Source organism: Abyssibius alkaniclasticus, assembly GCF_020447305.1.
Classification (GTDB): domain Bacteria; phylum Pseudomonadota; class Alphaproteobacteria; order Rhodobacterales; family Rhodobacteraceae; genus Abyssibius; species Abyssibius alkaniclasticus.
Genome location: NZ_CP095732.1, coordinates 2,993,602 through 3,018,543, shown reverse-complemented (window position 1 = coordinate 3,018,543; position 24,942 = coordinate 2,993,602). Strand labels below are relative to the sequence as shown.

Annotated in this window: 27 protein-coding genes and 1 tRNA gene; 11 read left to right on the top strand and 17 right to left on the bottom strand. The window is 61.6% G+C overall.

Annotation, left to right across the window (positions count from 1 at the left end; genetic code table 11):
* Positions 1 to 14: 14 nt before the first annotated feature.
* From LGT41_RS15035 to hisA, 3 genes are read right to left on the bottom strand one after another with little or no spacing between them, the layout of a single operon-like run.
* The gene (locus tag LGT41_RS15035) at positions 15 to 332 is read right to left on the bottom strand and encodes a phosphoribosyl-ATP diphosphatase (protein WP_274127740.1); all 318 of its coding nucleotides are present in this window, start codon (positions 330 to 332) and stop codon (positions 15 to 17) included.
* Between the two features lies 1 nt (position 333).
* The gene (gene hisF / locus LGT41_RS15030; RefSeq protein WP_274127739.1) at positions 334 to 1,092 is read right to left on the bottom strand and encodes an imidazole glycerol phosphate synthase subunit HisF; all 759 of its coding nucleotides are present in this window, start codon (positions 1,090 to 1,092) and stop codon (positions 334 to 336) included.
* Position 1,093: 1 nt separating this feature from the next.
* Complete coding sequence (gene hisA, locus LGT41_RS15025) at positions 1,094 to 1,816, bottom strand: 1-(5-phosphoribosyl)-5-[(5-phosphoribosylamino)methylideneamino]imidazole-4-carboxamide isomerase (protein ID WP_274127738.1); 723 nt, start codon at positions 1,814 to 1,816, stop codon at positions 1,094 to 1,096.
* A 120-nt stretch (positions 1,817 to 1,936) separates the two neighbouring features.
* Here hisA and LGT41_RS15020 point away from each other — a divergent pair, with 120 nt between their 5' ends.
* Positions 1,937 to 2,320 (top strand): DUF2147 domain-containing protein, encoded by a 384-nt coding sequence (locus LGT41_RS15020; protein WP_274127737.1) that lies wholly within the window; start codon positions 1,937 to 1,939, stop codon positions 2,318 to 2,320.
* On the opposite strand, the gene LGT41_RS15015 is transcribed toward LGT41_RS15020, so the two are convergent.
* The 4 genes from LGT41_RS15015 to LGT41_RS15000 all read right to left on the bottom strand — a co-directional run bounded on the left by LGT41_RS15015 (position 2,317) and on the right by LGT41_RS15000 (position 5,342).
* Complete coding sequence (locus tag LGT41_RS15015; RefSeq protein WP_274127736.1) at positions 2,317 to 3,243, bottom strand: glutaminase; 927 nt, start codon at positions 3,241 to 3,243, stop codon at positions 2,317 to 2,319. The genes LGT41_RS15020 and LGT41_RS15015 overlap by 4 nt on opposite strands.
* A complete protein-coding gene (hisH, locus tag LGT41_RS15010) occupies positions 3,243 to 3,884 on the bottom strand; it encodes an imidazole glycerol phosphate synthase subunit HisH (protein WP_274127735.1) in 642 nt (213 codons plus the stop codon). Before hisH ends, LGT41_RS15015 begins: the two co-directional genes overlap by 1 nt.
* Positions 3,881 to 4,474, bottom strand: a complete 594-nt coding sequence (gene hisB, locus LGT41_RS15005) for an imidazoleglycerol-phosphate dehydratase HisB (protein WP_274127733.1) — start codon at positions 4,472 to 4,474, stop codon at positions 3,881 to 3,883. The genes hisH and hisB overlap by 4 nt, the downstream gene beginning before the upstream one ends.
* A 61-nt stretch (positions 4,475 to 4,535) precedes the next feature.
* Positions 4,536 to 5,342 carry a DUF4198 domain-containing protein gene (locus LGT41_RS15000; protein ID WP_274127732.1) on the bottom strand — a complete coding sequence of 269 codons (807 nt, stop codon included), beginning with the start codon at positions 5,340 to 5,342 and terminating at the stop codon, positions 4,536 to 4,538.
* Between the two features lie 21 nt (positions 5,343 to 5,363).
* Here LGT41_RS15000 and LGT41_RS14995 point away from each other — a divergent pair, with 21 nt between their 5' ends.
* From LGT41_RS14995 to LGT41_RS14965, 7 genes are all read left to right on the top strand, one after another.
* A complete protein-coding gene (locus LGT41_RS14995; protein WP_274127731.1) occupies positions 5,364 to 6,485 on the top strand; it encodes a HupE/UreJ family protein in 1,122 nt (373 codons plus the stop codon).
* 75 nt (positions 6,486 to 6,560) lie between these two features.
* On the top strand, positions 6,561 to 7,724 hold the full coding sequence (locus LGT41_RS14990) for an isovaleryl-CoA dehydrogenase (protein WP_274127730.1): 1,164 nt from the start codon (positions 6,561 to 6,563) through the stop codon (positions 7,722 to 7,724).
* Positions 7,725 to 7,737: 13 nt separating this feature from the next.
* A complete protein-coding gene (locus tag LGT41_RS14985) occupies positions 7,738 to 8,181 on the top strand; it encodes a lysozyme inhibitor LprI family protein (RefSeq protein WP_274127729.1) in 444 nt (147 codons plus the stop codon).
* Positions 8,141 to 9,790: a carboxyl transferase domain-containing protein gene (locus LGT41_RS14980; protein ID WP_420720190.1), complete on the top strand. Its 1,650-nt coding sequence runs from the start codon at positions 8,141 to 8,143 to the stop codon at positions 9,788 to 9,790. The genes LGT41_RS14985 and LGT41_RS14980 overlap by 41 nt, the downstream gene beginning before the upstream one ends.
* 88 nt (positions 9,791 to 9,878) lie before the next feature.
* Positions 9,879 to 11,804, top strand: a complete 1,926-nt coding sequence (locus LGT41_RS14975; protein WP_274129744.1) for an acetyl-CoA carboxylase biotin carboxylase subunit — start codon at positions 9,879 to 9,881, stop codon at positions 11,802 to 11,804.
* A complete protein-coding gene (locus tag LGT41_RS14970) occupies positions 11,797 to 12,648 on the top strand; it encodes a hydroxymethylglutaryl-CoA lyase (protein ID WP_274127728.1) in 852 nt (283 codons plus the stop codon). The genes LGT41_RS14975 and LGT41_RS14970 overlap by 8 nt, the downstream gene beginning before the upstream one ends.
* Entirely contained in the window at positions 12,645 to 13,427 is a 783-nt protein-coding gene (locus tag LGT41_RS14965; RefSeq protein ID WP_274127727.1) for a crotonase/enoyl-CoA hydratase family protein, read from the top strand. The genes LGT41_RS14970 and LGT41_RS14965 overlap by 4 nt, the downstream gene beginning before the upstream one ends.
* 120 nt (positions 13,428 to 13,547) lie before the next feature.
* Here LGT41_RS14965 and LGT41_RS14960 read toward each other — a convergent pair whose 3' ends face one another.
* From LGT41_RS14960 to LGT41_RS14950, 3 genes are read right to left on the bottom strand one after another with little or no spacing between them, the layout of a single operon-like run.
* On the bottom strand, positions 13,548 to 15,296 hold the full coding sequence (locus tag LGT41_RS14960; protein ID WP_274127726.1) for a SulP family inorganic anion transporter: 1,749 nt from the start codon (positions 15,294 to 15,296) through the stop codon (positions 13,548 to 13,550).
* A gap of 48 nt (positions 15,297 to 15,344) precedes the next feature.
* Positions 15,345 to 15,671, bottom strand: coding sequence for a protein tyrosine phosphatase family protein (locus LGT41_RS14955; RefSeq protein ID WP_274127724.1), 327 nt, complete (start codon positions 15,669 to 15,671; stop codon positions 15,345 to 15,347).
* Positions 15,668 to 16,555, bottom strand: a complete 888-nt coding sequence (locus tag LGT41_RS14950; protein ID WP_274127723.1) for an MBL fold metallo-hydrolase — start codon at positions 16,553 to 16,555, stop codon at positions 15,668 to 15,670. The genes LGT41_RS14955 and LGT41_RS14950 overlap by 4 nt, the downstream gene beginning before the upstream one ends.
* Positions 16,556 to 16,715: 160 nt before the next feature.
* On the opposite strand from LGT41_RS14950, the gene LGT41_RS14945 reads away from it, so the two are divergent.
* Entirely contained in the window at positions 16,716 to 17,228 is a 513-nt protein-coding gene (locus tag LGT41_RS14945; RefSeq protein WP_274127722.1) for a hypothetical protein, read from the top strand.
* 286 nt (positions 17,229 to 17,514) lie between these two features.
* Here LGT41_RS14945 and thrS read toward each other — a convergent pair whose 3' ends face one another.
* Entirely contained in the window at positions 17,515 to 19,464 is a 1,950-nt protein-coding gene (gene thrS / locus LGT41_RS14940; protein WP_274127721.1) for a threonine--tRNA ligase, read from the bottom strand.
* A gap of 126 nt (positions 19,465 to 19,590) precedes the next feature.
* Here thrS and LGT41_RS14935 point away from each other — a divergent pair, with 126 nt between their 5' ends.
* Positions 19,591 to 20,334: an alpha/beta hydrolase gene (locus LGT41_RS14935; RefSeq protein ID WP_274127720.1), complete on the top strand. Its 744-nt coding sequence runs from the start codon at positions 19,591 to 19,593 to the stop codon at positions 20,332 to 20,334.
* On the opposite strand, the gene LGT41_RS14930 is transcribed toward LGT41_RS14935, so the two are convergent.
* Positions 20,331 to 20,543 (bottom strand): hypothetical protein, encoded by a 213-nt coding sequence (locus tag LGT41_RS14930; protein WP_274127719.1) that lies wholly within the window; start codon positions 20,541 to 20,543, stop codon positions 20,331 to 20,333. The two genes, LGT41_RS14935 and LGT41_RS14930, sit on opposite strands and share 4 nt — an antisense overlap.
* A 128-nt stretch (positions 20,544 to 20,671) precedes the next feature.
* On the opposite strand from LGT41_RS14930, the gene LGT41_RS14925 reads away from it, so the two are divergent.
* Complete coding sequence (locus tag LGT41_RS14925) at positions 20,672 to 20,941, top strand: DUF2312 domain-containing protein (RefSeq protein WP_274127718.1); 270 nt, start codon at positions 20,672 to 20,674, stop codon at positions 20,939 to 20,941.
* 191 nt (positions 20,942 to 21,132) lie between these two features.
* Here LGT41_RS14925 and LGT41_RS14920 read toward each other — a convergent pair.
* The 5 genes from LGT41_RS14920 to LGT41_RS14900 all read right to left on the bottom strand — a co-directional run bounded on the left by LGT41_RS14920 (position 21,133) and on the right by LGT41_RS14900 (position 24,921).
* Positions 21,133 to 21,207: transfer RNA gene (locus LGT41_RS14920), tRNA-Glu, on the bottom strand.
* 100 nt (positions 21,208 to 21,307) lie between these two features.
* The gene (gene recJ, locus LGT41_RS14915) at positions 21,308 to 23,047 is read right to left on the bottom strand and encodes a single-stranded-DNA-specific exonuclease RecJ (protein WP_274127717.1); all 1,740 of its coding nucleotides are present in this window, start codon (positions 23,045 to 23,047) and stop codon (positions 21,308 to 21,310) included.
* On the bottom strand, positions 23,044 to 23,592 hold the full coding sequence (locus LGT41_RS14910) for a cysteine hydrolase family protein (RefSeq protein WP_274127716.1): 549 nt from the start codon (positions 23,590 to 23,592) through the stop codon (positions 23,044 to 23,046). The genes recJ and LGT41_RS14910 overlap by 4 nt, the downstream gene beginning before the upstream one ends.
* A 100-nt stretch (positions 23,593 to 23,692) precedes the next feature.
* Positions 23,693 to 24,664 (bottom strand): class II fructose-bisphosphatase, encoded by a 972-nt coding sequence (gene glpX, locus LGT41_RS14905; protein WP_274127715.1) that lies wholly within the window; start codon positions 24,662 to 24,664, stop codon positions 23,693 to 23,695.
* Positions 24,661 to 24,921, bottom strand: a complete 261-nt coding sequence (locus LGT41_RS14900; RefSeq protein ID WP_274127714.1) for a hypothetical protein — start codon at positions 24,919 to 24,921, stop codon at positions 24,661 to 24,663. Before LGT41_RS14900 ends, glpX begins: the two co-directional genes overlap by 4 nt.
* Positions 24,922 to 24,942: the final 21 nt, after the last annotated feature.

Genomic DNA, 24,942 nt, shown 5'->3' with positions numbered 1-24,942 from the left:
CCCCCCACATACCGCTATTTCCCGCGGCTTTCTTTTTCAACAATGCCGGATGTGCCTTCGCGGCGCTCAAGCTCGCGCAGCACGTCATCCCACTCCACATCACAGGCCGACAGCATCACCAGAAGGTGGAACAGCACATCGGCGGCTTCTTCCGTCAGGTTTTTCTTGTCGCCCCTGGCGGCGGCAATAATCGCCTCGACCGCCTCTTCGCCAAACTTCTCGGCGCATTTTTCGGGGCCGCGCGCGAACAGCTTGGCGGCATAGCTCTGGCTCGACTTGTCGGCCTTGCGTTTGTCAATCGTCTTGGCCAGGCGGCGCAAAATTCCGGGCATGTTACATCCTTACCGCAATGCCAGCCGCCGCCATATGGGCCTTGGCCTGCGCAATGCTATAGGTTCCAAAATGAAAAATCGAGGCGGCAAGCACGGCACTTGCATGGCCTTCCAAAACACCCTCGACCAGATGGTCAAGCGTGCCCACCCCGCCCGAGGCGATAACCGGAATGCGCACGGCGTCGGCAATGGCGCGGGTCAGCGGCAGGTTGAAGCCTGCGCGCGTGCCATCGCGGTCCATCGAGGTGAGGAGGATCTCACCCGCGCCCTTGCTTTCCATCAGCAGCGCGAATTCCACCGCATCAATGCCGGTGGGCCGCGTGCCGCCATGCGTAAAAATTTCCCACTTTCCGGGGGCAACGGTTTTGGCGTCTATTGCCACGACAATGCACTGGTTGCCGAATTTATTGGCCGCCTCGGCAATAATTTCAGGCCTGGCCACGGCGGCCGAGTTGAAAGAAACCTTGTCCGCCCCCGCCAGCAACAGCGCGCGCACATCGGCCGTGCTGCGCACCCCGCCGCCAATGGTCAGCGGCATGAAGCATTGCTCGGCCGTGCGGCGGGCAAGGTCGTGCATGGTGCCACGGTTTTCCAGCGTGGCGGCAATGTCGAGGAAACACAGCTCGTCCGCGCCCGCCGCATCATAGGCGCGCGCGGCTTCAACCGGGTCGCCCGCATCGACCAGCCCGGTAAAGTTCACACCCTTCACAACGCGGCCGTCCTTCACATCGAGGCAGGGGATGATGCGGGTTTTGAGCATGTCAGAACTTCAGCAATTCAATGGCCTGGCCGATATCCAGCTTGCCATCATAAATCGCCCGCCCCGAAATGGCTCCGTTGAGCGGCGCGCCGCTGGCCTTCAGCGCGGCCAGATCATCCAGCGATGAAACCCCGCCCGAAGCGATGACCGGAATATTCACCGCCCGCGCCAGTGCGGCGGTCGCGTCCACATTCACGCCCTGCATGGCGCCATCGCGGTCGATATCGGTGTAGATGATCGCCGCCACGCCCGCATCTTCAAACCTTGCGGCCAGATCCAGCGCCATGATATCGGTGGTTTCCGCCCAGCCCTGCACGGCGACCATGCCGGCGCGCGCATCAATGCCCACGGCAATCTTGCCGGGGTGACGCAGCGACGCTTTGCGCACAAGATCGGGGTCACGCACCGCAACAGTGCCCAGAATGACCCGCGCAATGCCTTGGCCAATCCAGTAATCTATCGTGTCCATATCGCGAATGCCGCCGCCCAGTTGCGCGGGCACATCACAAGCCGCCAGAATGGCGCGCACGGCGTCTCCGTTCACCGGCGCACCGGCAAAAGCTCCATTCAAATCAACCAGATGCAGCCATTCGCAGCCCGCATCCTGAAAGGCGCGGGCCTGTGCGGCGGGGTTGTCGGAAAACACCGTGCTTTGCCCCATATCGCCCTTGTAAAGCCGCACACAATTGCCGTCTTTCAGGTCGATGGCGGGGTAAAGGATCATGCTGGCTCTCCGGTAATTTGCGCTGTTTTAGCGCAAAGCGCGGCGGATGCAACCTTCCGCCACGTCGGTCTTGACCGAATGTGGCAAGCGGGCATTCTGCCACCAATGCAGGAGGAGTCCATGTTCAAACATATTCTGGCTTTTGCGCTTGCCGCCCTGCCCGTGATGGGCAATGCAGGCGATGTGACCGGCACTTGGCGCACGGCCACGGGTGAGACAGGCGCCTATTTGCACGTAAACGTCGCGCCCTGTGCATCGGATGCGGCGCTGACCTGTGGCACGATCGTGCAAGCCTTCAATGCCACGCGCGACGATCTGGTTGGCAAGCTGATCATCTGGGATATGCAGCCCGATGGCGAGAACAGCTGGCGCCGTGGCCGTATCTGGGCACCGGATGACGACAAGACCTATCGCAGCAGCATGGAATTGCGCGGCGATGTGTTGCGTGTTCAGGGCTGCGTGGCCATCTTCTGCCGCGGGCAGGACTGGACGCGCGCAAACTAGCCAAATACCGACCAGCCGGTGCGTTTCGCCAAAAGATGCATCGCATCGGTGCCAAGTTTGGAATTGCCGAACTGGTTCAGCCCCGGTGACCAGACTGCAATGCTTGCCCGCCCGGGCGCGATGACCAGAATGCCGCCGCCAACCCCGCTTTTGCCCGGCAGCCCCACGCGATAGGCAAAATCGCCCGAGCCGTTGTAATGCCCGCAGGTCATCATCAGCGCGTTGATACGCCGGGCGCGCTCATGCGACACAAGCTGCGGCATCCCTTCGGCGCTGACCAGAAACCGCCCGGCCAGCGCAAGCTGCGCGCAACTCATCTCGATTGCGCATTGGTGAAAATAGGTGCCAAGCGTCAGTTCCGGTGCGCAAAGCAGGTTGCCATGCGAGCGCAGGTAATAGGCCAGCGCAAAATTCCGGTTGCCGGTGGCAATTTCCGATTTCGCCACCGCCTCGTTGATGTGGATACTGTTGTCATCGGCCGCTTCACGAATGAAGCGCAGCAATGCACCCAGCAATTCCTTGGGCGAGGAGCCGTGCAAAATCGTGTCGGTCGTGACAATCGCACCGGCATTGATGAACGGGTTGCGCGGCTTGCCCTTTTCCTGCTCAAGCAGCAGGATGGAATCAAAGGCAAGCCCCGAGGATTCCACCCCGACCCGCTGCCAAAGCTGATCACCGACCGAGCCGAGCGCGAAGGCCAGCGCATAGACCTTTGAAACCGACTGGATGGAAAACGGCACGCCCGCATCGCCCGCCGTGTAAAGCTTGCCATCGGGCGTGGCCACGGCAATGCCGAACTGGTTGGGGTCTATCGCCGCAAGCTCAGGAATGTAATTGGCCACCGCGCCACGGTCTTCCTGATCGCGCATCTGGGCGGCAATGTCGGAAACGATTTGCCCAAGATCGGCGCTTCGTTTCCCCATCAGGGCGCCCATTTCAGGAAATTGGCAATCAGCCCCAGCCCGGTTTTCTGGCTTTTTTCCGGGTGGAACTGCGTGCCGATAATGTTGTCGCGCCCAACCACAGCGGTGATTTTGCCGCCATAATCCACATGCGCCAGCACCTCGTCCGGATTGTGCGCAGCCAGATGGTAGGAATGCACGAAATAGGCATGTGCGCCTGCATCAATGCCCGCCAGCACAGGGTGGGGGCGGTCGATGACCAGCTCGTTCCAGCCCATATGCGGCACTTTCAGCGCCAGATCGCTAGGGCTGATCTGTTCAACATCGCCCGCAATCCAGCCAAAGCCACGGGTTTCAACCCCATGTTCGCGGCCCCAATCGGCCAGCATCTGCATTCCCACGCAAATGCCAAGAAAGGGCACGCCGCCATCCAGCACACGGGCCTCCATCGCCTCGAACAAGCCCTGGCGCGCGGCCAAACCAGCGCGGCAATCGGCAAACGCGCCCACACCGGGCAGCACAATGCGGCTTGCACTGGCCAGCGCAGCCGGGTCAGCCGATACCACCACCGAGCCGGCTTCGGTTTCGCGCGCCATCCGCTCGAATGATTTCGCCACCGAATGCAGGTTGCCGCTTTCGTAATCGACAATAACCGTGGTCATTCGTGCAAGGTGCCCTTGGTCGATGGCACGGCATCGCCTTTGCGCGGGTCAAGCTCCAGCGCATCGCGCAGCGCGCGCGCCACGGCCTTGAACGCGGCTTCTGCCATATGGTGCGCGTTGATGCCATCAAGGCATTCCACATGCAGGGTTATGCCGCCCTGCATGGCGAAGGCGTTGAAAAACTCGCGCACAAGCTCGGTGTCGAATGTGCCGATTTTTTCGGCGGAGAAATCGACCTTCCACACCAGATAGGGGCGGCCCGAAAGGTCCAGCGCCGCACGCACCAGCGTGTCATCCATCGGCAACAGGCAAGACCCGTAGCGCGTGATGCCGCGCTTGTCGCCCACCGCCTGAGCCACGGCGCGGCCAAGGGCAATGCCCACATCCTCTACGGTATGGTGGTCGTCAATGTGCAAATCGCCCGTGGCGCGCACTGACAAATCGATCAGCGCGTGGCGGGCAAGCTGTTCCAGCATATGGTCGAAAAACCCGATGCCGGTTTTCACATCATAGCTGCCAGCACCATCAAGATTGACTGAAACCGCGATCCTGGTCTCGCTTGTATCGCGCGAAATCTCTGCCTTGCGCATCTCCGCCTCCGTTCTGCGTTTGCGCCCTTATAGGGGCCACGGCTGCGCGCGCCAAGCCCTGCTATTGTGCCTCATAGGTCAGGCTTGCCCAAAGCGAATGCCAGACATAGCCAACATCGGCATCCTGGGCAAAGGGCTCGATCATCTTGACCGCGTTCAGCATGACATCGCCCGGCCCCGTGGGGGGGATAACCGCGCGCCCCTGATCGTCGGTGACGACTTTCGTGCGCGTCAGCACGCCGCCTTCGGGCACATAAAAAATGTCGATCTGAATGTCGGGGGCGGGGGCGTTCATATAGATCAACTGCACGGGCAGGCCGGCTGAAACATCATCGGTATAGGGGTTGGCCCCGGCAACAAGCTCGTAAAACATGCCGGTATGGCGGTCTTGCCCGGCACCATCACCCACGGCGATCAGTGTTTTGGCAAAGCGCGTGAAGGCCTCGCTGAAACCGGACTCGGGCAGGCCGCGCGCCCGATGCGCCTCGGCCACCCAGCCCATGCCATGCAGGTTGATGAAATCCGCAAAGGGCTGCCATTCCTCCCAGTTGACCAGCGAACTGGTCGAAAAATGTGTGACAATATTCAGCCCCTCGGCCACGGCCGGCTGGTTCACGGCCGGATAATCGCCAATCCGCCCGGTGACATCGGCGCGCGCATCCTGCCCCCATATTTCGAATGTATTGAACTGGCGGGGCGAATAGCCATAGGTATTGCCGTTGAAATCCTGCCCGACCTTGATGTCGATTTGCAGGTTCTCGCCGGGCTCGGGCGTAAAATTCTGCGGCATCAACCAAAATTCATGCGCGCCAAGCGGCTGCAAATTCAGGGTTACAATAATCGTGGCAATCGCGCTAAGTCTGATCATAGATTTACCGTTAGGATATGTATGACCCCCACTATACTGCGCTTTGCCGCCACGTCACTGTTCGTTTTCGTGAGCGGGCTGCTGGCCAGTGCCGGCGCCCATGAAATCCGCCCCGCCATCGCCGATCTTTACCTTGAGCAGGGTGAATTGCGGCTGGAGATCCGCCTGAACCTTGAAGCCATCGTTGCCGATATCGAGCCGGGGCTTGCGAATACCACAGAATCCGTCAATGCCGCGCGCTATGAAGCGCTGCGCGCCATGCCGCCCGAAGACCTGCTGGCCGCCTTTGACAAGGCCGCCTTTGCCAACAGCATTTTTGCGGTATTGGATGGCACGCCACTGCCAATAGAAGTGGTGGAGACCAGCGCCGGGCCGGTGGGTGACATTGCCTTGCTGCGCGATTCCAGCGTAACGCTGCGCGCCGATCTGCCTGCCAGTGGCGGGCTGACGGTGGGCTGGGATGCAGGTTTCGGCCCGCTCGTGCTGCGCCTGATGAACGAGGGTTCAGACTATTCGGTCTATCTGGAGCCCGGCATGACCACCGATATGCTGCCCGTAGACGGCGCCATCCAGCAATCTTTCGGCGAGGTTTTCTTCAGCTATATCAGCGTCGGGTTCAAACATATCCTGCCCTTGGGCATTGACCATGTGCTGTTCGTGATCGGCTTGTTCCTGCTTTCCACCCGGTTCAGCCCGCTCTTGTGGCAAATCTCGGCCTTTACCGTGGCCCATACGATTACGCTGGCGCTGGGGCTGTTTGGCGTCGTGCAGGTCAGCGCGGCAATTGTCGAGCCGCTGATCGCGCTGTCCATCGCCTATGTGGCCATAGAAAACGTGATTTTCAGCAAACTCACCCGCTGGCGACCGGCGCTGATTTTTGGCTTTGGCCTGCTGCACGGTCTGGGCTTTGCCGGTGTCTTGCAGGAGTTCGGGCTGAGCGAGGGCAACGAGGTTGCCGGGCTGCTCGGCTTCAATGTCGGCGTTGAAATTGGCCAGATCACCGTTGTGGCACTGTGTTTTCTTGCGGTGGGCATCTGGTTCGGGCGCAAACCGTGGTATCGTGCCGCCATCACCATTCCGGCCTCGCTCGCCATTGCAATCATGGGGCTTTACTGGTTCGTCGAGCGCACGTTTCTGGCCTGACAATTCACTTGATTTTGAACTGAACATATGTTCAGTTCATACAGGGTAACACAGGGGGGCACACAGGGGGGCACCATGTTTAACGCATCCATGAATTTCGCTTTGGGCGAGGATATCGAGGCGCTGCGCGACATGGTGCATCGCTTCGCGCAAGACCGGATCAAGCCGCTTGCCGCGGAAATCGACCAATCCAACCATTTCCCGCCCGCGCTTTGGCGCGAATTGGGCGATATGGGCCTGCTGGGCATAACCGTGCCGGAAGAATTCGGCGGGGCGGGCATGGGCTATCTTGCGCATGTCGTGGCGGTCGAGGAAATCGCCCGCGCCTCGGCCTCGGTGTCGCTGTCTTACGGGGCGCATTCCAACCTGTGCGTGAACCAGATCAAGCTGAACGGCAGCGACGCGCAGCGCGCCAAATACCTCCCCGGGCTCATTTCCGGCGAACATGTGGGTGCGCTGGCAATGAGCGAGGCCGGGGCCGGTTCCGACGTTGTGTCGATGAAACTGCGCGCCGAGAAACGCAACGACCGTTACGTGCTGAACGGCACGAAATACTGGATCACCAACGGCCCCGATGCCGACACGCTGGTTGTCTATGCCAAGACCGACCCCGATGCCGGCCCGCGCGGCATGACCGCCTTTATCGTTGAAAAAACCATGAAAGGCTTCTCGACTTCGCCGCATTTTGACAAGCTCGGAATGCGCGGCTCCAACACGGCAGAGCTGGTGTTTGAAGATGTCGAGGTGCCGTTTGAAAACGTGCTGGGCGAGGAAGGGCGCGGCGTGGCTGTGCTGATGTCGGGGCTTGATTATGAACGCGTCGTGCTGTCGGGCATCGGCACCGGCATCATGGCCGCCTGTCTGGACGAGGTTATGCCCTATCTGGCGAGCCGCAAGCAATTCGGCCAGCCGATTGGCAGCTTCCAGCTGATGCAGGGCAAAATCGCCGATATGTATACGGCCATGAACTCGGCCCGCGCCTATGTCTACGCCGTTGCCGCCGCCTGCGACCGTGGCCAGGTGACAAGGCAAGACGCCGCGGCTTGCGTGCTTTACGCCTCGGAAGAAGCCATGAAACAGGCCCATCAGGCCGTGCAGGCAATGGGCGGCGCCGGCTTCATGAACGAAAGCGCAGTTTCCCGCCTGTTCCGCGATGCCAAGCTGATGGAAATTGGCGCTGGCACGAGTGAAATCCGCCGGATGTTGATCGGGCGCGAAATGATGAAAGAGTATAGTTAGAAAGGAATATATCATGCGATTTATAGCACTTGTTGCCCTCACCCTCACCCTTGCCACCACTGCCCATGCCGACCGCGCCGAGGATGCGCAGGCGCTGATGGATTGCGCGGCGGGTGACGATCCGCAGGCCTGTATCGGCACGATCGCCAATGCCTGCCTTGAGACCGCCACCAACCCCGAGGCCGAACTGGCCTGTTACGAGCGCGAAACCGCCGCATGGCGCTACCCTGCCGAGGGGTTATTCGTAGCCCAGGCCGAGCGCCTTTCCGCCATTGCCGATGATCTGCCGGACTTCCTGGAAAAATCGCAGGAGGGATGGGAGGATTATGCCTATAACCACTGCGCCATGATCGGCTTTTCAGAACCCGACATTGCCCGCCAGCCGGTAATCGAGGCGAACTGCGCCCTGCAAATGAATGCCGACCGCATCATCGAACTCATGTATCTGGGGCAGTAACAACCCCTTGCCAGCATCGGAGCCGCCCGTGCCCAACGACCAAGCCCCAAGCAAGCAAGACCAGCACCTTGCCCTGCTAAGCACCATCGCCAAAGCCGCCGCGCTGTCTGCGGGCGGTGGCGGTGAGAAGGCCCGCGCGCGCCACCTTGCGCGCGGCAAGATGCTGCCGCGCGACCGTGTGGCCGGGGTGCTGGATGCAGGCTCGCCGTTTCTGGAAATCGGCGCGCTGGCCGCGCATGGCATGTATGATGGGGCGGCACCCGGCGCGGGGATCATCACCGGCATCGGGCAGGTGCATGGCAACTGGGTCATGGTCGTGTGCAACGATGCCACGGTCAAGGGCGGCACCTATTACCCGATGACGGTGAAAAAACACCTCCGCGCGCAGGAGATTGCCGAGGCCAACCGGCTGCCCTGCATCTACCTGGTTGATAGTGGCGGCGCGAACCTGCCCAATCAGGACGAGGTGTTTCCGGATCGTGACCATTTCGGGCGGATTTTTTACAATCAGGCGCAAATGTCGGCCAAGGGCATTGCGCAAATTGCCGTGGTCATGGGCTCTTGCACCGCCGGTGGTGCCTATGTGCCGGCCATGTCCGATGTCTCGATCATCGTGCGCGAACAGGGCACGATTTTCCTTGCAGGCCCGCCGCTGGTGAAGGCCGCAACGGGCGAGGTGGTGAGCGCCGAGGATCTCGGCGGCGGCGATGTGCATACCCGCCTGTCTGGCGTCGCCGATTATCTGGCCGAGGATGACGCCCATGCGCTGGCACTGGCGCGTGATGCGGTCGCCGCGCTCAACCTTACCCCAAGAACCCATGCCGCGCTGCAAAAGGCCGAGCCGCCCAAGCTCAACCCCGATGAGCTGCTCGATATTCTGCCCGCCGATCTGCGCACGCCCTATGACATCCGCGAGGTCATCTGGCGGCTGGTGGATGCCAGCAAGTTTGACGAGTTCAAGGCCCGTTTCGGCACCACGCTGGTCTGTGGTTTTGCGCATGTCAACGGCATCCCGGTCGGCATTATCGCCAATAATGGCGTGCTGTTTTCGGAAAGCGCGGTCAAGGGCGCGCATTTCGTGGAACTGTGCAGCCAACGCAAAATCCCGCTGGTGTTTTTGCAAAACATCACCGGCTTCATGGTCGGCCAAAAGTATGAATCCGAGGGTATTGCCCGCCACGGGGCCAAGCTGGTGACGGCTGTCGCCACCACCAACGTGCCGAAAATCACCATCCTCGTCGGTGGCAGTTTCGGTGCGGGCAATTACGGCATGGCCGGCCGCGCCTATTCCCCGCGCTTCCTGTGGACATGGCCAAATTCCCGCATTTCAGTGATGGGCGGCGAGCAGGCCGCAGGCGTGCTGGCCACGGTAAAGCGCGACGGGATCGAGCGCACGGGCGGTTCTTGGAGCGCCGAAGACGAGGCCGAATTCAAGCGCCCGACAATCGAAATGTTCGACGAGCAAAGCCACCCGCTCTACGCCTCCGCCCGGCTCTGGGATGACGGCGTGATCGACCCGCGCCAAACCCGGCAGGTGCTAACGCTCAGCCTGCTCGCCAGCCTTAATGCCCCTGTAGAGGAGACACGTTTCGGCGTGTTCCGGATGTAATGTTGCGCGCAAAAATCCGCAAGCCGCGGCCCTACCCGCCCACCCTCACGCATGAACACCGGGCCTTGCGGGTTTTGGAGATGGAATGATGTTCACGAAAATCCTCATCGCCAACCGTGGCGAAATCGCCTGCCGGATCATCGACACCGCTCGTAAAATGGGCGTGGCCACGGTCGCCGTCTATTCCGACGCCGATGCCAATGCCCGCCATGTGGCTCTGGCCGATGAGGCGGTGCGCATTGGCGCAGCACCTGTGGGCGAAAGCTATCTGCTGGGCGATGTCATCATTCAGGCGGCGCTGGAGACCGGGGCGCAGGCCATCCATCCGGGCTATGGCTTCCTGTCCGAAAACCCCGATTTTGCGGATAAAATAGCCGCTGCGGGCCTGACCTTTATCGGCCCCAGCGCCAGTGCCATTCGCGCGATGGGCCTGAAGGATGCCGCCAAGGCGCTGATGGAGCAGGCGGGCGTGCCGGTTGTGCCGGGCTATCATGGTGCCAACCAAGACCCTGCATTTCTGGCCGAACGCGCCGCCGAAATCGGCTATCCGGTTCTAATCAAAGCCCGCGCGGGCGGCGGTGGCAAGGGGATGCGGCGCGTCGATGACCCCGCCGATTTTGCCGAAAACCTTGCCGGAGCCGCGCGCGAGGGCAAGGCCAGTTTTGGCGATGCGGCGGTGCTGATCGAGAAATACATCCTCAACCCCCGCCACATTGAAATTCAGGTGTTTGGCGATAATCACGGCGAAGCGGTTTACCTGCATGAGCGTGATTGCTCGCTGCAACGCCGCCACCAAAAGGTGATCGAGGAAGCCCCCGCCCCGGGGATGACCGAGGCCGTGCGCGCCGCAATGGGGCAGGCGGCGGTGAAGGCGGCCAAGGCCATCGGCTATTCCGGCGCGGGCACGGTGGAATTCATCGTCGACGGGGCGGGCGGGCTGCGCGAAAACGGGTTCTGGTTCATGGAAATGAACACGCGCCTGCAGGTCGAACACCCGGTGACAGAGGCAATTACCGGCGTTGATCTGGTCGAATGGCAGTTGCGTGTGGCCGCGGGCCAGCCCGTGCCACTGGCGCAGGAAGACATCCCGCTCAACGGCCATGCCTTTGAGGCGCGGATCTATGCCGAGGATGTCGCGCGCGACTTTCTGCCCGCCACCGGCCATCTGCACCACCTGAAATTCGGCACAGGCGCGCGCGTGGATACCGGCGTGCGGCAGGGCGATGATATTTCGCCCTTCTACGACCCGATGATCGCCAAGCTTACCGTGCATGGCCCCGACCGTGCCATCGCCCTTGCCAGCCTTGGCCGCGCTTTGGGGGAAACCGAAATCGCGGGCCTGACCACCAATATCGGCTTTCTTGGCGCGCTTTGCCGCCATAGCGGGTTTGCGCAAGGGCAGGTCGATACCGGGCTGATTGCGCGTGATCTTGAGGCGCTGCGCGACATGGGCACCCCCAACCCCGCCTTGCGCGCGCTGGCAGCACTGGCGGCGCTCAACCTGCCCAACCCGCAGCCCCATGCGGGCTTTACCCAATGGGCGCCGCTTACCCGCCATGTGGTGCTGGAGGGCGAAGATATTTCCGTCACCTCGCTTGGCCCGAACCGCTTTCAGGTGGGCGATGAAACCCTGCAACTTGCCCCTGCTGGCCCCGCATGGCGTGTCACGGCGGGCAGGCAGTTCACCGCCACCCTGCTGCGCTTTGGCGACCGGGTCGACGTGTTTGCCCAAGGTCAGCACTATGGCGCGACCATAACCCAGCCGGGCGCAAGCGCCGACGAGGCGGGCGGCGATACCATTCGCGCGCCCATGCCCGGGCTTGTGAAGCTGGTCAGTGCTGCGGCCGGGCAGGTGGTGAAAAAAGGCGCAGCCCTTATGGTGCTGGAAGCCATGAAGATGGAACATACAATGGCCGCCCCGCGCGATGGCACCATCGCCGCTGTGCATGTCGCCGCCGGTGCGCAGGTGATCGACGGCGCGCTGCTGCTGGAAATGGAGCCGCAAGATGGCTGAGCAGGTCCGCATCGTTGAAATGGCCCCGCGCGACGGGTTGCAAAACGAGGCGCGGCTCGTGCCAACGCCCGACAAGATTTCGCTCATCAACCAGCTTTCGGCCTGTGGTTTTGACGCCATCGAGGCGACGAGCTTCGTTTCCCCCAAATGGGTGCCGCAAATGGGCGATGCGGCGGAGGTGATGGCCGGCATAACCCGCGCGCCCGGCGTTACCTATTGGGTTCTGGCCCCGAATATGCAGGGCTACGCGGCGGCGCGCGCCGCTGGTGCCGATGGCGTGGCGATTTTCGGCTCGGCTTCAGAAAGTTTTTCCCAGAAAAACATCAACTGCTCGATCGCTGAAAGCCTTGCGCGGTTCAAACCCGTGGCCGAAGCAGCGGCGCGTGACGGATTGGCGCTGCGCGGCTACGTGTCTTGCGTTACAGACTGCCCCTATGAAGGCGCGATTGCCCCCCGCGCCGTGGCTGAAATTGCGACCAGACTGGCCGCATTGGGCTGTAGCGAAATCTCGCTGGGCGATACAATCGGCCAGGCCCGGCCCGAAACCACTGCCCAGATGCTCGATGCCGTGCTGGCGCAACTGCCCGCCAGCCAGCTTGCCGGGCATTTCCACGACACGGCGGGCCGCGCGCTGGAAAATATCGGCGTTGCGCTCGACAAGGGGCTGCGCGCCTTCGATGCCGCCGTTGGCGGGCTTGGCGGCTGCCCCTATGCGCCGGGGGCTGCGGGCAATGTCGACACGCTGAAGGTAGATGCGATGCTTAAAATGCTGGGCTTTGAAACCGGGCTCGACAGCGCAAAACTTGCCGCCGCCGCCCAATTCGCCAAAGGATTGCGCCAATGAGCCATGCCACCTTGCTGGAAAGTCGCGATGCGCGTGGCATTGTCACCCTCACGCTGAACCGCCCCGATATGCATAACGCAATGGATGCGCAGATGATGGATGATCTCGCCGCCGCGGCAAGCGCGCTCGGGGCCGATACTGGCGTGCGCGCGGTTATCCTGACCGGGCAGGGGGCCAGCTTCTGCGCGGGCGGCGACCTTGGCTGGATGCGCAAGCAGATATCCGCAACCCGCCCGCAACGCATGGCCGAGGCGCGGCGGCTGGCCGATATGCTCAACACGCTCAACACCATGCCCAAACCGCTGATTGGCGCGATCAATGGCGCAGCCTTTGGCGGTGGCGTGGGCCTGGCCTCGGTCTGCGATATCGCGCTGGCTGCCGATACCGCAAAATTCGGCCTGACCGAAACCCGCCTTGGCCTGATCCCCGCCACCATCGCGCCCTATGTGCTGGCGCGGATGGGCGAGGGCAAGGCGCGGCGCGTCTTCATGTCGGCGCGCCGGTTTGATGCCGCCGAGGCGCTGGCGCTCGACCTTGTGGCGCAAGTGGTTGCGCCAAATGCGCTGATGGATGCGGCGATGCGCGAAGCCGAAGCCTATCTCGCCTGCGCCCCCGGCGCAGTGGCGGCCGCCAAGGCGCTGGCCCGCAGCCTTGGCGCACCAATTACAGGCGAAGTGATCGATGCCACCATCGAACGCCTTGCCGATACATGGGAAAACCCCGAAGCCACCGAGGGGATTGCCGCGTTTTTTGAAAAGCGCAAGCCGGGTTGGATGTAGGGTAAAAAGGTGCGCAATAAATGCGCACCTTACATCAGCGAGTGTCCATCACCCGTAGGGTGCGCATTCATTGCGCACCTCTTTGGCCGCATTCATTGCGCAGCTTTCCCGCCGCCCCGATCACACACCACCCCGCCGCGCCGCAAATGCCCTGCGCGCGCATCCCTCATCCAGCGCGCAAATCGCATCGTATTGCGTTAAAAACACCTGCCCGCCAAGCTCTTGCAGGAAATGGCTGCGCTGCAAGCGGTCCATCACCGGGCCCTTCACCTCGGATAAATGCAGCTTGATCCCCGCCTCTTTCAGCCGCGCATTCACCGCCTCAAGGCTTTCCAGCGCCGACAGGTCGATGAAATTCACCGCCGGACAGACCAGCACCACATGGCGGATGGCGGGGTTTGCGGCCACGGCGGCATTGATCCGGTCTTCGATAAACCGCGCATTGGCGAAAAACAGGCTTTCATCAAAACGGATGGAGTAGATCGTCGGGCTGACCACAACCTCGTGGCGGTTCACATTGCGGAAATGCTCGGTGCCCGGCACCTGCCCGACCACGGCAAAATGCGGGCGCGAGCTGCGGTAAAGATGCAGGAAGATCGACAGGCCGACCCCCGCCAGAATGCCGCTTTCCACCCCCGTGCCAAGCGTCACCAGAATGGTGGCCAGCATCGCCGCGAAATCGCCGCGTGAATAGCGAAAGCTGCGCGCCAATGCGCCCAGATCGACCAGCGACAGCACCGCCACGATGATGGTTGCCGCCAGCGTGGCCTTGGGCAGATAGTGCAGCAGCGGGGTCAGAAACACCGCCGCCGCCGCAATGCCCACCGCCGTGAACGCGCCGGCCGCCGGGGTTTGCGCCCCGGCCTCGAAATTCACGACCGAGCGTGAAAACCCGCCAGTGACCGGAAAGCCGCCTGATGCCGCCGCGCCAATATTCGCCGCGCCCAGCGCAATAAGCTCCTGATCCGGGTCAATCCGCTGGCGGCGCTTGGCAGCCAGGGTTTGCGCCACCGAAATGGTTTCGACATAGCCGACAATGGAAATCAGCAGCGCGGGCGTCGCGATCTGCATCCACAGCGCAAGGTCAAGCGGCGGCAGGGTCGGCCTGGGCAATCCGCTGGGAATTTCGCCCACAATCGCCACGCCCGCACCCGCAAGGCCCAGCGCCCATGTCGCCAGCGTTGTTGCCGCCACCAAAGCCACAGGTGCCGCCTTGGTCAGCAGATCGGCCAGCCGTGGCCTGGCCCCGCGCGCCACCAGAAGCGGCTTCAGCGCCTTGCGCGACCAGAATAAAAACGCCGTGGCAAACACCCCGATGACCACGGTTGGCAGGTTGATCGCGCCAATATTGGCCCAGATCGAGCCCGCAAGCTCGACCAGATTATGCCCACCCCCCGGCACGCCCAGAATATGGCGCAGCTGGCTGGCGGCAATGATCAGCCCCGAAGCGGTGACAAAGCCCGAAATCACCGGATGCGACAGGAAATTCGCCAGAAATCCCAATCGCAGCGCCCCCATCGCCAGCAGCATCAGCCCCGACAGGAAGGCCAGCGCAATCGCTGCACCCAGATATTCCGGCGTGCCCTGTGCGGCCAACTCGCCCACGGCCGCCGCCGTCATCAGCGAGGTGACAGCCACTGGCCCCACCGCCAGCGCGCGGCTTGTGCCAAACAGCGCATAAATCACCAAAGGCGCGATCGAGGCATAAAGCCCCACCTGTGCCGGCAGGCCCGCCAGCAGCGCATAGGCCAGCGATTGCGGGATCAGCATGATCGTCACAATCACCGCCGCCAGCAGGTCATTTTCCAGCGTTTGGCGCGAATAGTCGCGCCCCCATGTCAGAATGGGGAAGAGTTTCGAAATTGTCATGAAGGCACCGAAAGCGGGCAGGGCAGCGCCCGAAGGCGCTGCAAATTTCTAGCGCGTGGCTTTATAAAGCATGGCCGCACGGCCGCCAGATTTGCAATAGCCAAGCACATTGCCACTGGCCCCGTTCAGCGCGGCGGCAAAATCTGCAACCGTGGTTGGCCCCGGCCCGGCAGGGGTCATCGGCACATAGTGAAACGCCAGACCATGATCGGCGCAGGCCGCCTCGATCATCGCTGCGGTGGGCTGGCCCGCCTCCTCGCCATCGGGACGGTTGCAGATGACGGTGCCAAACCCGGCGGCCTTGACGGCGGCAATATCGTTCACGTCAAGCTGGCCGGTGGCTGAAAACGTGTCGCTCAGTTTGTTCAGGTTCATTTTGGTCCTCCAAGCCGGTTCACCGGCACTTTCAGGTAAACATTTCCGTCGTTTTCAGGCGCGGGCATTTTTCCGGCCCGCATATTCACCTGAATCGACGGCACGATCAGCCGCGGCATTCCAAGGCTTGCATCGCGCGCATTGCGCATCGAAACGAAATCCTCGATGCTTTTGCCAGCGCCGACATGCACATTCAGCGCGCGTTGCTCGGCCACCGTGGTTTCCCAGGCAAATTCCTCGCGCCCCGGCGCCTTATAGTCATGGCCCACAAAAATGCGGGTCGCATCCGGCAGGGTCAGAATTTTCTGTATGGACTTGTAAAGATTCTCGGCCGAACCACCGGGAAAGTCGCAGCGCGCCGTGCCGAAATCGGGCATGAACATCGTATCGCCCACAAAGGCTGCGTCTTCAATCACATAGGTCAGGCAGGCGGGCGTATGGCCGGGCGTGTGCATCACGCGCCCCGAAAGCCCGCCAATTTCAAACCTGTCGCCTTCCTTGAACAGCCTGTCGAACTGGCTGCCATCGCGCTGAAACTCGGTGCCGGCGTTGAACACCTTGCCGAACGTATCCTGCACCACGGTAATCTGGTCCCCAATCCCGATCTTGCCACCCACCTGCTGCTGCAAATAGGGCGCGGCCGAAAGATGGTCGGCATGGACATGGCTTTCCAGCAGCCAGTCCACATCCAGCCCATGCGCCTTCACATAGGCCACAATCGCATCGGCGCTGCGCGTATCGGTATGGCCCGAGGCATAGTCGAAATCGAGAACCGAATCGACAATCGCACAGGCTTTGCTGTTCGGGTCCATCACCACATAGGAAACGGTATTGGTCGCCTCATCAAAAAAGGCCTGAACTCTGGGCGAATTGGGGGGGGACATGCTGCGCTCCGTTTTTCACATCTGATAGGTGTTATATAGGGCGCTGAAACATATTACAAGGTTTGAATATGATCTGTTGGGCAAAATTTATCTGTTAGCTATTTCCTGCCACTATGGTATCATCAGCGAAACTTAACGATGCGCAAAAGTGAAGAGAAAAATGAAGCTGAGTATTGTTTTTGCATTTGTTGCGATTGTTTTAACAGGCTTAAATGGATGTGCTGAGGTAAGCCCTCAACCGACCTTAAGCGGCCCTAGCGAAGTAAACGTTCCTCTGCCAGCGGTGCGCGGCACGCCAGCAGCTGCGGTTATGCGGAACGCAGATGGATCGTTCACCGGATATTGGGGTTCATTCTGGGCACCAGGAATACTAGGTGGTGTAGGTTTTGTAGCTCAAACGAAGGTCTATCAGATCAACCTGTCGGACATGACGTTGACTGGTGTAACTTGCGAAGCGCAAGTCAGTTCGCTTCCGGGTGGCGGCGGGGGCGGCCCGGTGCCATGTAGTGATGGAACGACCATTTACATGAAAATACTCAATTTCCCAAGTTTTTCGGGGGTAGAATTTATGCCAGAAAGCGATCTGACAAGTGCGACCTGGATTGGCTGGGGACGTGCAAATGCCAACCTTTTAACACTACTTGCAAAGTTCAACACGGCGACTGCTGGTTAATATATCTGCTAATCACTTTTTAGAGGCCGATCAAAAACCAGAAAAAACAATCGTTTACGAGCCGCTTCTGTTTCTGCACGCTATTAGGCGCGGGTCATGAATTTTGACGGCTTGGTACTTGGCAAATTGCTGTGATCAGTCGCTGTTCAACCATCCAGCCTACCGCAGTACCTCATCAAGGGCTAGGTCTTCTGATGAAAACCGCCGCTCGCCGCAAAGCCCAGGCGCAAGCCAGACGCGGCCATCTTCAACATCGTGGCGGAACAGCTCATACCCTCAATTGACATCAGGCCAGATCCGGCGGCGTCGCCTCGCCCTTCAGCGCGGCCACAGCCTCATCCAGCCCCACAACCTTGCTGCCCTGCTCGCCCAACCGGCGGATGGAGACGGTACGCTCCTCAACCTCTTTCATGCCCACGGCCAGAATCGCGGGCACCTTGGTCAGCGAATGTTCGCGGACCTTGTAGTTTATCTTCTCATTCCGGCAATCGGCCTCGGCCCGCACACCGGCGGCGCGCAAAGCGGCCACAACCTCATGCACATAGGCATCGGCATCCGACACGATCGCCGCCACAACCACCTGGCGCGGGGCCAGCCAGAAGGGCAGTTTGCCGGCATGTTCCTCGATCAGAATGCCAAGAAACCGCTCAAAACTGCCCACAATCGCGCGGTGCAGCATGACCGGGCGGTGCTTGTTGCCATCTTCGCCGATATAGGTTGCATCCAGCCGTTCGGGCAGCACGAAATCCACCTGCAGCGTGCCGCATTGCCAGTCCCGGCCAATGGCGTCTGTCAGAACAAATTCCAGCTTCGGCCCGTAGAACGCACCTTCGCCGGGGTTCAGCTCATAGGCATAGCCCGCCGCCTCGGTGGCGTTGCGCAGCGCACCTTCGGCACGATCCCAGGTATCGTCAGAACCTGCGCGCTTTTCCGGCCGGTCGGAAAACTTCACCTTGAAGTTCTCAAACCCCAAATCCTTGTAAACGCTGGCCAAAAGATTGATGAAATCTTCGGTTTCCGCCTCGATCTGGCGTTCCTCGCAGAAAATATGCGCATCATCCTGCACAAAGCCGCGCACGCGCATGATGCCGTGCAGCGCGCCCGAAGGCTCATACCGGTTGCAGGCGCCAAATTCCGCCATGCGCAACGGCAGGTCGCGATAGGATTTCAGCCCGTGGTTATAAATCTGCACATGGCAGGGGCAGTTCATGGGTTTCAGCGCGTTGATGCGCTTTTCGCGCGCATGGTCCTCATCCACCTCCACAATGAACATGTGTTCCTGGTAGTTTTCCCAATGGCCCGAAGCTTCCCACAGCTTGCGGTCCACCACCTGCGGCGTGTTCACCTCCACATAGCCCGCACCACGCTGGCGTCGGCGCATATATTGCTGCAATTCCTGGTAAACCGTCCAGCCATTCGGGTGCCAGAACACCATGCCGGGGGCTTCTTCCTGCATGTGGAACAGGTCCATCTCGCGCCCGAGCTTGCGGTGGTCGCGCTTGGCGGCCTCCTCCAGCATATGCAGATGCGCCTTCAGGTCATCCTTGTGCCGGAAGGCCACGCCGTAAATGCGTTGCAACTGTTCGCGGCTGGAATCGCCGCGCCAATAGGCCCCGGCCACATTCATCAGCTTGAAGGCATCGGCCGGAATTTGCCCCGTATGCACCAGATGCGGGCCACGGCACAGGTCTTGCCAATGGCCGTGCCAATACATGCGGATGTCCTCGCCTTCGGGAATCGCCTCGACCAGCTCCACCTTGAAGGGCTCGTTCGTGGCCTTGTAATGCGCCAAAGCGCGGTCGCGGTCCCAGACCTCAAAGCGCACGGCATCGCGCGCGGCGATGATCTCGCGCATCTTTTTCTCAATAACTTCAAGGTCTTCTGGCGAAAACGGCTCGGCGCGGTCAAAGTCGTAATACCAGCCGTTCTTGATGACCGGGCCGATCGTGACCTTCACATCGGGCCAAAGCTCCTGCACGGCGCGCGCCATGACATGCGCGCAGTCATGGCGGATCAGTTCCAGCGCGATCGTTTCATCCTTCACCGTGTGCAGCGCAAAGCGGGCATCGGCCACAATCGGCTCCGACAAATCGGCCAGCCGCCCGTCAATCGAACAGGCCAATGCCGCCTTGGCGAGCGATTTGGAAATATCGGCGGCAACCTCGCCGCCGGTAATGCCGGCAGGGTAGTCGCGCTTGGCCCCATCGGGCAGAGTCAGGGAAATGCTTTCGGCCATAGCCGTATCCTTTCGTTACTTGGCGCCTACGAAACGCCCGGTTGTGGTGTTGGAGTTGCAGAATTAGCGTGCAGAACGGCCATGTCAACCGCTTGAATCGCCCGGCATTCCGTGCATTCTGCCGCCATGACATATTCAACACATACAATGCCCGATGGGCGCGCCATTGCCTTTCATCAAACACCGGGTGCCGGGCCGGGCGTGGTGTTTCTGGGTGGTTTCAAGTCCGACATGACCGGCACAAAGGCGCAGTTCCTGCAGGGCTGGGCCGAAGCGCATGGCCGCGCCTTTCTGCGGTTCGACTATACCGGGCACGGCGCGTCATCCGGTGCGTTCGAGGATGGCTGCATCGGCGATTGGGCGCGCGATGCCATTGATATCATTGCTGAAAAAACCACCGGCCCGCAAATATTGGTTGGCTCGTCTATGGGCGGCTGGATCGGGCTGCTGGTGGCGCGTGCCATGCCCGAACGGCTGGCCGGCTTCATCGGCATTGCCGCTGCCCCCGATTTTACGGAAGATTCGATGTGGGCCGGCTTTGGTGCCGAACAGCGCGCCGATCTGCTGAACAAGGGCCGCGTCGAACTGCCGTCAGACTATGGCGATGGCCCCTATATCATTACCCGAAAGCTGATAGAGGATGGCCGTAACCATTTGGTTTTACGCGATGATTTGCACCTGAATGTGCCGGTGCGCCTGTTGCAGGGTTCTGCCGATGTCGATGTGCCGCCAAGCGTGGCGCAGACCCTGTTTGATCATTTGCAGGGCCAAGATATCCGGCTGGTCCTGGTGAAAGGCGCGGATCATCGTTTTTCGTCGCCACGCGCATTGGCACTGCTGGCCAATACGTTGCAAGAGATTGAAACTTAAAGAAAAATCCCAAGCATCGACACCATGAAGCCCAGAAAAAACACGCCCATTGCCAGCGCGTTGATCAGGTAGACGGTCCGGAATCGCGGCGCGTTTTCCGCTGCACTCAGCGGTGAGGATTTCAGCCGATAGGCCATCAGCAGGCTGATCAGCACCCCGATCAGCCCCAAACCGGCCAGCCCGGCCCCCGCCCAGATAAGAATTTGCATGGTCATATGTCCTTGTTTTCTTGGGGGTTAGCTAGAGCAAGCGGGGCCAGAGCGCAAGCAGGGCTTGCCGATTTTCGCCGCCCTCGCTAGGGTCGCGCCGAACCAACCAATCAAGGCGGAAAAGCATAATGGACGTGACCGACGACGACAATTCCAACCCCAGCCAATATCGCATTACCGCCACGGAGCTTCGCGCTTTTGTCGAGCGTTTTGAACGGCTTGAGGTGGAAAAGAAAGACCTTGCCGACCAGCAGAAAGAGGTGATGGCCGAGGCAAAGGGCCGGGGCTATGACACCAAGGTGCTGCGCAAGATCGTCTCGCTGCGCAAGAAAGACCCTGCCGAAATTTCCGAGGAAGAGGCCGTGTTGCAGCTTTATCGTGAAGCGCTTGGCATGTAGGCTAGAAGTTACATTGTAACCGCGTTTCGGGCGCTTAAAGTTACAATGTAACCGCATTTTCGTGCAAAACGGCAGAGTCAAGCCACTTTCAAGGGCCGTTTAGCGGCCCTTTTGTGCGTTTAGCGTGTCAAAACGCGCATATTTTGCGCGCAGAAAATCAGCTGAAATATTAGAGGAGTGTTAACCAGAGCTGGTACGCCCTAGGGGAATCGAACCCCTCTTGCCAGAATGAAAATCTGGAGTCCTAACCGATAGACGAAGGGCGCATCCGGCTCTGGTGAGGGGTATTTACTGACCCGCGCCACGCGATGCAAGAGGCTTTTTCGAGATTGTGGCGAAAATTTTCGGCCAGGGGCCGGGGGGCGGCTAATGCGCCGGGGCGGCGTCCTCAAGTTGCAGTTTCGCGCGCCGCCGCCCGCCCCAATCGTCGATTTCCAGCCGCCCGGCAAAATGGAACGGTGCGCCGCCATGCGCTTGGAGCGCGGCACCAAGCGGGGTGGTGAAGGCGCCAAAGGCGATGGCGTCGAGCTTGGCGTGACCGTCGGTCAGGGTCAGGCGCAAATGGGTTTCGCCCGCGCGTTTGGCAAAGCTGATGCGGGCTGCGGCAATGGCAAAGCGCGGGGCCGGGGCGGCAGCACCGAACGGGCCGGCGCGGGCGATATCTTCCAGAAAATCGGGTGTGGCGGTGCCTGCACCTATGGTTGCGGTCAGGTGCAGATCGCGCGGGCCGGGCGCGGCGGCACCCTGGGCGTGCAGCAGGGCGGTGAGCCGGTCCATTGCGGCGGCAAGCTGGCCCTCGGCCACGGTAAGGCCCGCGGCCATTTTATGCCCGCCACCGGCCTCCAACAGCCCTTCGCGCACCAGTTTGGCAATGGCACCGCCAAGGTCGACCCCGTTGACGGAACGGCCCGAGCCCTTGCCGATGCCGCCATCAAGCCCGATGACCACGGCGGGGCGGTTGAAACGCTCTTTCAGTCGCGCCGCGACGATGCCGACCACGCCGGGGTGCCAGCCCGCGCCCGCCGCCCAGACCAGCGCGCCGCCGGTGCTGCGGCTTTCGGCCTGGGCGATGGCGGATTGCAGCACCTCGGCCTCGATCGCGCGGCGCTCGGCGTTCAGCACATCGAGCCGTTTGGCAAGGCTCTGCGCCTCGGTCGCATCTTGTGTGGCCAGCAGCCGCGCGCCCAGATCAGCCGCGCCAACACGGCCACCGGCATTGATGCGCGGGCCAAGCAGATAGCCGAGGTGGTAGGCTTCGGGCGCGCGGTTCAGCCCGGCCATATCGGCCAGTGCCGCCAGCCCGATATGGCCGCGCTGCGCCATGATGGAAAGCCCCTGGCGCACCAGCGCGCGGTTGAACCCGATGAGCGGGGCGATATCGGCCACCGTGGCCAGCGCGACCATGTCGAGCAGGCCCATCAGGTCGGGCGTGTCGGCGCCCGCGTCGCGCAACAAACGGTTGGTTTGGGCAAGGAACAGAAACACCACACCCGCCGCGCAAAGATAGCCAAGCGCCCCGTCCTCATCCTGCCGGTTGGGGTTGACCACAGCATGGGCGCGGGGCAGAGTTTCGCCGCCAAGATGGTGGTCAAGCACCAGCACATCGCAGCCCGCCGCGGCGATGGGCGCGTGGCTGAGCGTGCCGCAATCAACGCAGATGATCAGGTCATGCGCCGCGCCAAGTGCCTGCATGGCGGGGGTATTGGGGCCGTAGCCTTCTTCAATCCGGTCGGGGATGTAAAGCGTGGCGGTTTGGCCGCGGGCGTGCAGATAGCGCAGGATCAGCGCGGCCGAAGCGCCGCCATCGACATCGTAATCGGCGAAAATCGCAATGCGTTCAGCGCCTTGCATGGCGGCCAGAAAGCGTGCGGCGGCCCTTTCCATATCGCGCAGGCGCAAAGGGTCGGGCATGAGCGCGCGCAGCGTGGGGGCCAGATGCGCGGCCGCCTCGGCGGGGGCGATGCCGCGCGCGGCCAGAATGCGCGCCAGCGGTTCGGACAGGTCGGCCTGCTGCACAAGCTGGGCGGCGCGGCGCAGAACATCGTCATCCGGGCCAAACCAGCACCGGCCGGTAAGCGAGGTTTCAACGCCGAGAAACGCGCTCATACCAGTGCGGCCGTGGGTTTGGCGGTGACGAATTCGCCGTGGATTTGCGAAATGGCGGCAGCGTGGATGGCGGCGGAGGTCAGCGGGCGCATGGGCATCTGGCCCGCCTGCCAGCGCGTATTGGCGTTGGAGGCGAAGGCCGCGCAGGCATCATGGGCGAGCGTGACCTCAAAGCCAAGATTGGCGGCCATGCGGCAGGTGGTGGACACGCAATGCGGCGTGGTCAGCCCGCAGATCACCAGCCCGGGGATGCCCTTGAGCCGCGCCTGCAAATCGGTGCCGATAAAGGCGGAATTGACCGATTTCTCGATAATGGGTTCGTTGCTTTGCGGCATGGTTTCGGGCTTGAATTCGGCGCCATCGCCGGTGAGCGGGCTGCCCTTTTCGGTAGACATATGGCGGATATGGAAGATTGGCGCGCCGCGCCCCCGCCATGCAGCCAGCAGGCGGGCGGCATTGGCCTCGGCTTGCGGGTTGTTGCGCGCGCCCCACTGGGGGGCGTCAAAGCCGCGTTGAATATCGATCAGAATCAGGGCTGTGGTCATTGCGCGCGCCTATCGCTGTCGGGTGCGGCACAAGGGCCGCGAAACGGTGCAGGGCAGCGCGGGCGCAAGGCTGCGGCAGGCGCAGGGTTGCCGCGCTGCCTTAGTTGTCGTCGATCCGCACGCGGTAGAACAGCCGCCGGACCGAGCCGGTTTTGGAGCGCATGAGCAGGGTTTCGGTTTCCAGATAATCCCCGTCACGCCGCGCGCCCCGCACGACAGAGCCATCGGTCACGCCGGTGGCGGCGAAAATCACATCGGCGGTGACCATGTCATCGCGGCGGTAGATCTTGTTGAGGTCGCTGATACCCGCCTTGGCGGCGCGGCCACGTTCATCATCATTGCGAAACAGCAAGCGGCCCTGAATTTGCCCGCCCATGCATTTGAGCGCGGCCGCGGCCAGCACCCCTTCGGGCGCCCCGCCCGAGCCCATATACATATCGATGCCGGTCTTGGCGGTCTCGGCGCAGTGGATAACGCCCGCCACATCGCCATCGGTGATCAGGCGGATGCGCGCGCCCGTGGCGCGGATTTCGCGCACGAGGTCTTCGTGGCGGGGGCGTTCCAGCACGCAGACCATCAGATCGGCCGGTTTGCAGCCCTTGGCGGCGGCCAGTGCGGCGATACGCTCGGTCGGGGACATGTCGAGCGACACAATATCGGGCGCGAAGCCCGGGCCGATGGCCAGCTTGTCCATATAGACATCGGGCGCATGGAGCATGGAGCCGCGCGGCCCCATCGCGATGACCGCCAGCGCGTTGGGCATGTCCTTGGCGGTGAGGGTCGTGCCTTCCAGCGGGTCGAGCGCAATGTCAACGCCCGGGCCGTTGCCCGTGCCCACCTCTTCGCCAATGTAAAGCATCGGCGCTTCGTCCCGCTCGCCTTCGCCAATGACCACGACACCGGCAATATCCAGCAGGTTGAGCTGGCTGCGCATGGCATCGACCGCGGCCTGATCGGCGGCTTTTTCATTGCCCGAGCCAATAAGCCGGGCCGAGGCGATGGCGGCGGCTTCAGACACACGGGCAAGCCCGAGTGACAGCATCCGGTCGGCGAAGAGGGCGGAATCTATCATTGGGCCTGCTGCATGGGGGAAATCTCGAAGTTTTCGATATTGATCTGATACCAGGCATCGGCATCGGAATTGGTTTTGCACATCACGGTATAGACATTGGCGACGTCGGTGGCGGTGGTGTTGCCTTCGATGCGCGCGCAGTCAAAGCCCTGCATGGAAATGGCCATTGCAAGGTTGGCGCGGTTCTCATCTTCGGTCTGGGCCATGAGCGGGGTTGCCATTGCAGCCAGAACAAGGGTGGTTTTCAGGATAGTCATTCAAATTCCTCCAACGGAGTT

Excerpts from the sequence above, each read along its gene's own strand:
- recJ (WP_274127717.1), bottom strand. The coding sequence starts at position 23,047 with ATGAGCGCGTTTCTCGGCGTTGAAACCTCGCTTACCGGCCGGTGCTGG.
- LGT41_RS15020 (WP_274127737.1), top strand. The coding sequence starts at position 1,937 with ATGTTCAAACATATTCTGGCTTTTGCGCTTGCCGCCCTGCCCGTGATG.
- hisF (WP_274127739.1), bottom strand. The coding sequence starts at position 1,092 with ATGCTCAAAACCCGCATCATCCCCTGCCTCGATGTGAAGGACGGCCGC.
- LGT41_RS15000 (WP_274127732.1), bottom strand. The coding sequence starts at position 5,342 with ATGATCAGACTTAGCGCGATTGCCACGATTATTGTAACCCTGAATTTG.
- LGT41_RS14955 (WP_274127724.1), bottom strand. The coding sequence starts at position 15,671 with ATGAACCTGAACAAACTGAGCGACACGTTTTCAGCCACCGGCCAGCTT.
- LGT41_RS14965 (WP_274127727.1), top strand. The coding sequence starts at position 12,645 with ATGAGCCATGCCACCTTGCTGGAAAGTCGCGATGCGCGTGGCATTGTC.
- hisB (WP_274127733.1), bottom strand. The coding sequence starts at position 4,474 with ATGCGCAAGGCAGAGATTTCGCGCGATACAAGCGAGACCAGGATCGCG.
- LGT41_RS14930 (WP_274127719.1), bottom strand. The coding sequence starts at position 20,543 with ATGCAAATTCTTATCTGGGCGGGGGCCGGGCTGGCCGGTTTGGGGCTG.
- thrS (WP_274127721.1), bottom strand. The coding sequence starts at position 19,464 with ATGGCCGAAAGCATTTCCCTGACTCTGCCCGATGGGGCCAAGCGCGAC.
- LGT41_RS14960 (WP_274127726.1), bottom strand. The coding sequence starts at position 15,296 with ATGACAATTTCGAAACTCTTCCCCATTCTGACATGGGGGCGCGACTAT.
- LGT41_RS14910 (WP_274127716.1), bottom strand. The coding sequence starts at position 23,592 with ATGACCACAGCCCTGATTCTGATCGATATTCAACGCGGCTTTGACGCC.
- LGT41_RS14990 (WP_274127730.1), top strand. The coding sequence starts at position 6,561 with ATGTTTAACGCATCCATGAATTTCGCTTTGGGCGAGGATATCGAGGCG.
- LGT41_RS14900 (WP_274127714.1), bottom strand. The coding sequence starts at position 24,921 with ATGACTATCCTGAAAACCACCCTTGTTCTGGCTGCAATGGCAACCCCG.
- hisA (WP_274127738.1), bottom strand. The coding sequence starts at position 1,816 with ATGATCCTTTACCCCGCCATCGACCTGAAAGACGGCAATTGTGTGCGG.
- glpX (WP_274127715.1), bottom strand. The coding sequence starts at position 24,664 with ATGATAGATTCCGCCCTCTTCGCCGACCGGATGCTGTCACTCGGGCTT.
- LGT41_RS14995 (WP_274127731.1), top strand. The coding sequence starts at position 5,364 with ATGACCCCCACTATACTGCGCTTTGCCGCCACGTCACTGTTCGTTTTC.
- LGT41_RS14975 (WP_274129744.1), top strand. The coding sequence starts at position 9,879 with ATGTTCACGAAAATCCTCATCGCCAACCGTGGCGAAATCGCCTGCCGG.
- LGT41_RS14925 (WP_274127718.1), top strand. The coding sequence starts at position 20,672 with ATGGACGTGACCGACGACGACAATTCCAACCCCAGCCAATATCGCATT.
- LGT41_RS14935 (WP_274127720.1), top strand. The coding sequence starts at position 19,591 with ATGACATATTCAACACATACAATGCCCGATGGGCGCGCCATTGCCTTT.
- LGT41_RS15015 (WP_274127736.1), bottom strand. The coding sequence starts at position 3,243 with ATGGGGAAACGAAGCGCCGATCTTGGGCAAATCGTTTCCGACATTGCC.
- LGT41_RS14985 (WP_274127729.1), top strand. The coding sequence starts at position 7,738 with ATGCGATTTATAGCACTTGTTGCCCTCACCCTCACCCTTGCCACCACT.
- hisH (WP_274127735.1), bottom strand. The coding sequence starts at position 3,884 with ATGACCACGGTTATTGTCGATTACGAAAGCGGCAACCTGCATTCGGTG.
- LGT41_RS14970 (WP_274127728.1), top strand. The coding sequence starts at position 11,797 with ATGGCTGAGCAGGTCCGCATCGTTGAAATGGCCCCGCGCGACGGGTTG.
- LGT41_RS15035 (WP_274127740.1), bottom strand. The coding sequence starts at position 332 with ATGCCCGGAATTTTGCGCCGCCTGGCCAAGACGATTGACAAACGCAAG.
- LGT41_RS14950 (WP_274127723.1), bottom strand. The coding sequence starts at position 16,555 with ATGTCCCCCCCCAATTCGCCCAGAGTTCAGGCCTTTTTTGATGAGGCG.
- LGT41_RS14945 (WP_274127722.1), top strand. The coding sequence starts at position 16,716 with ATGAAGCTGAGTATTGTTTTTGCATTTGTTGCGATTGTTTTAACAGGC.
- LGT41_RS14980 (WP_420720190.1), top strand. The coding sequence starts at position 8,141 with ATGCCGACCGCATCATCGAACTCATGTATCTGGGGCAGTAACAACCCC.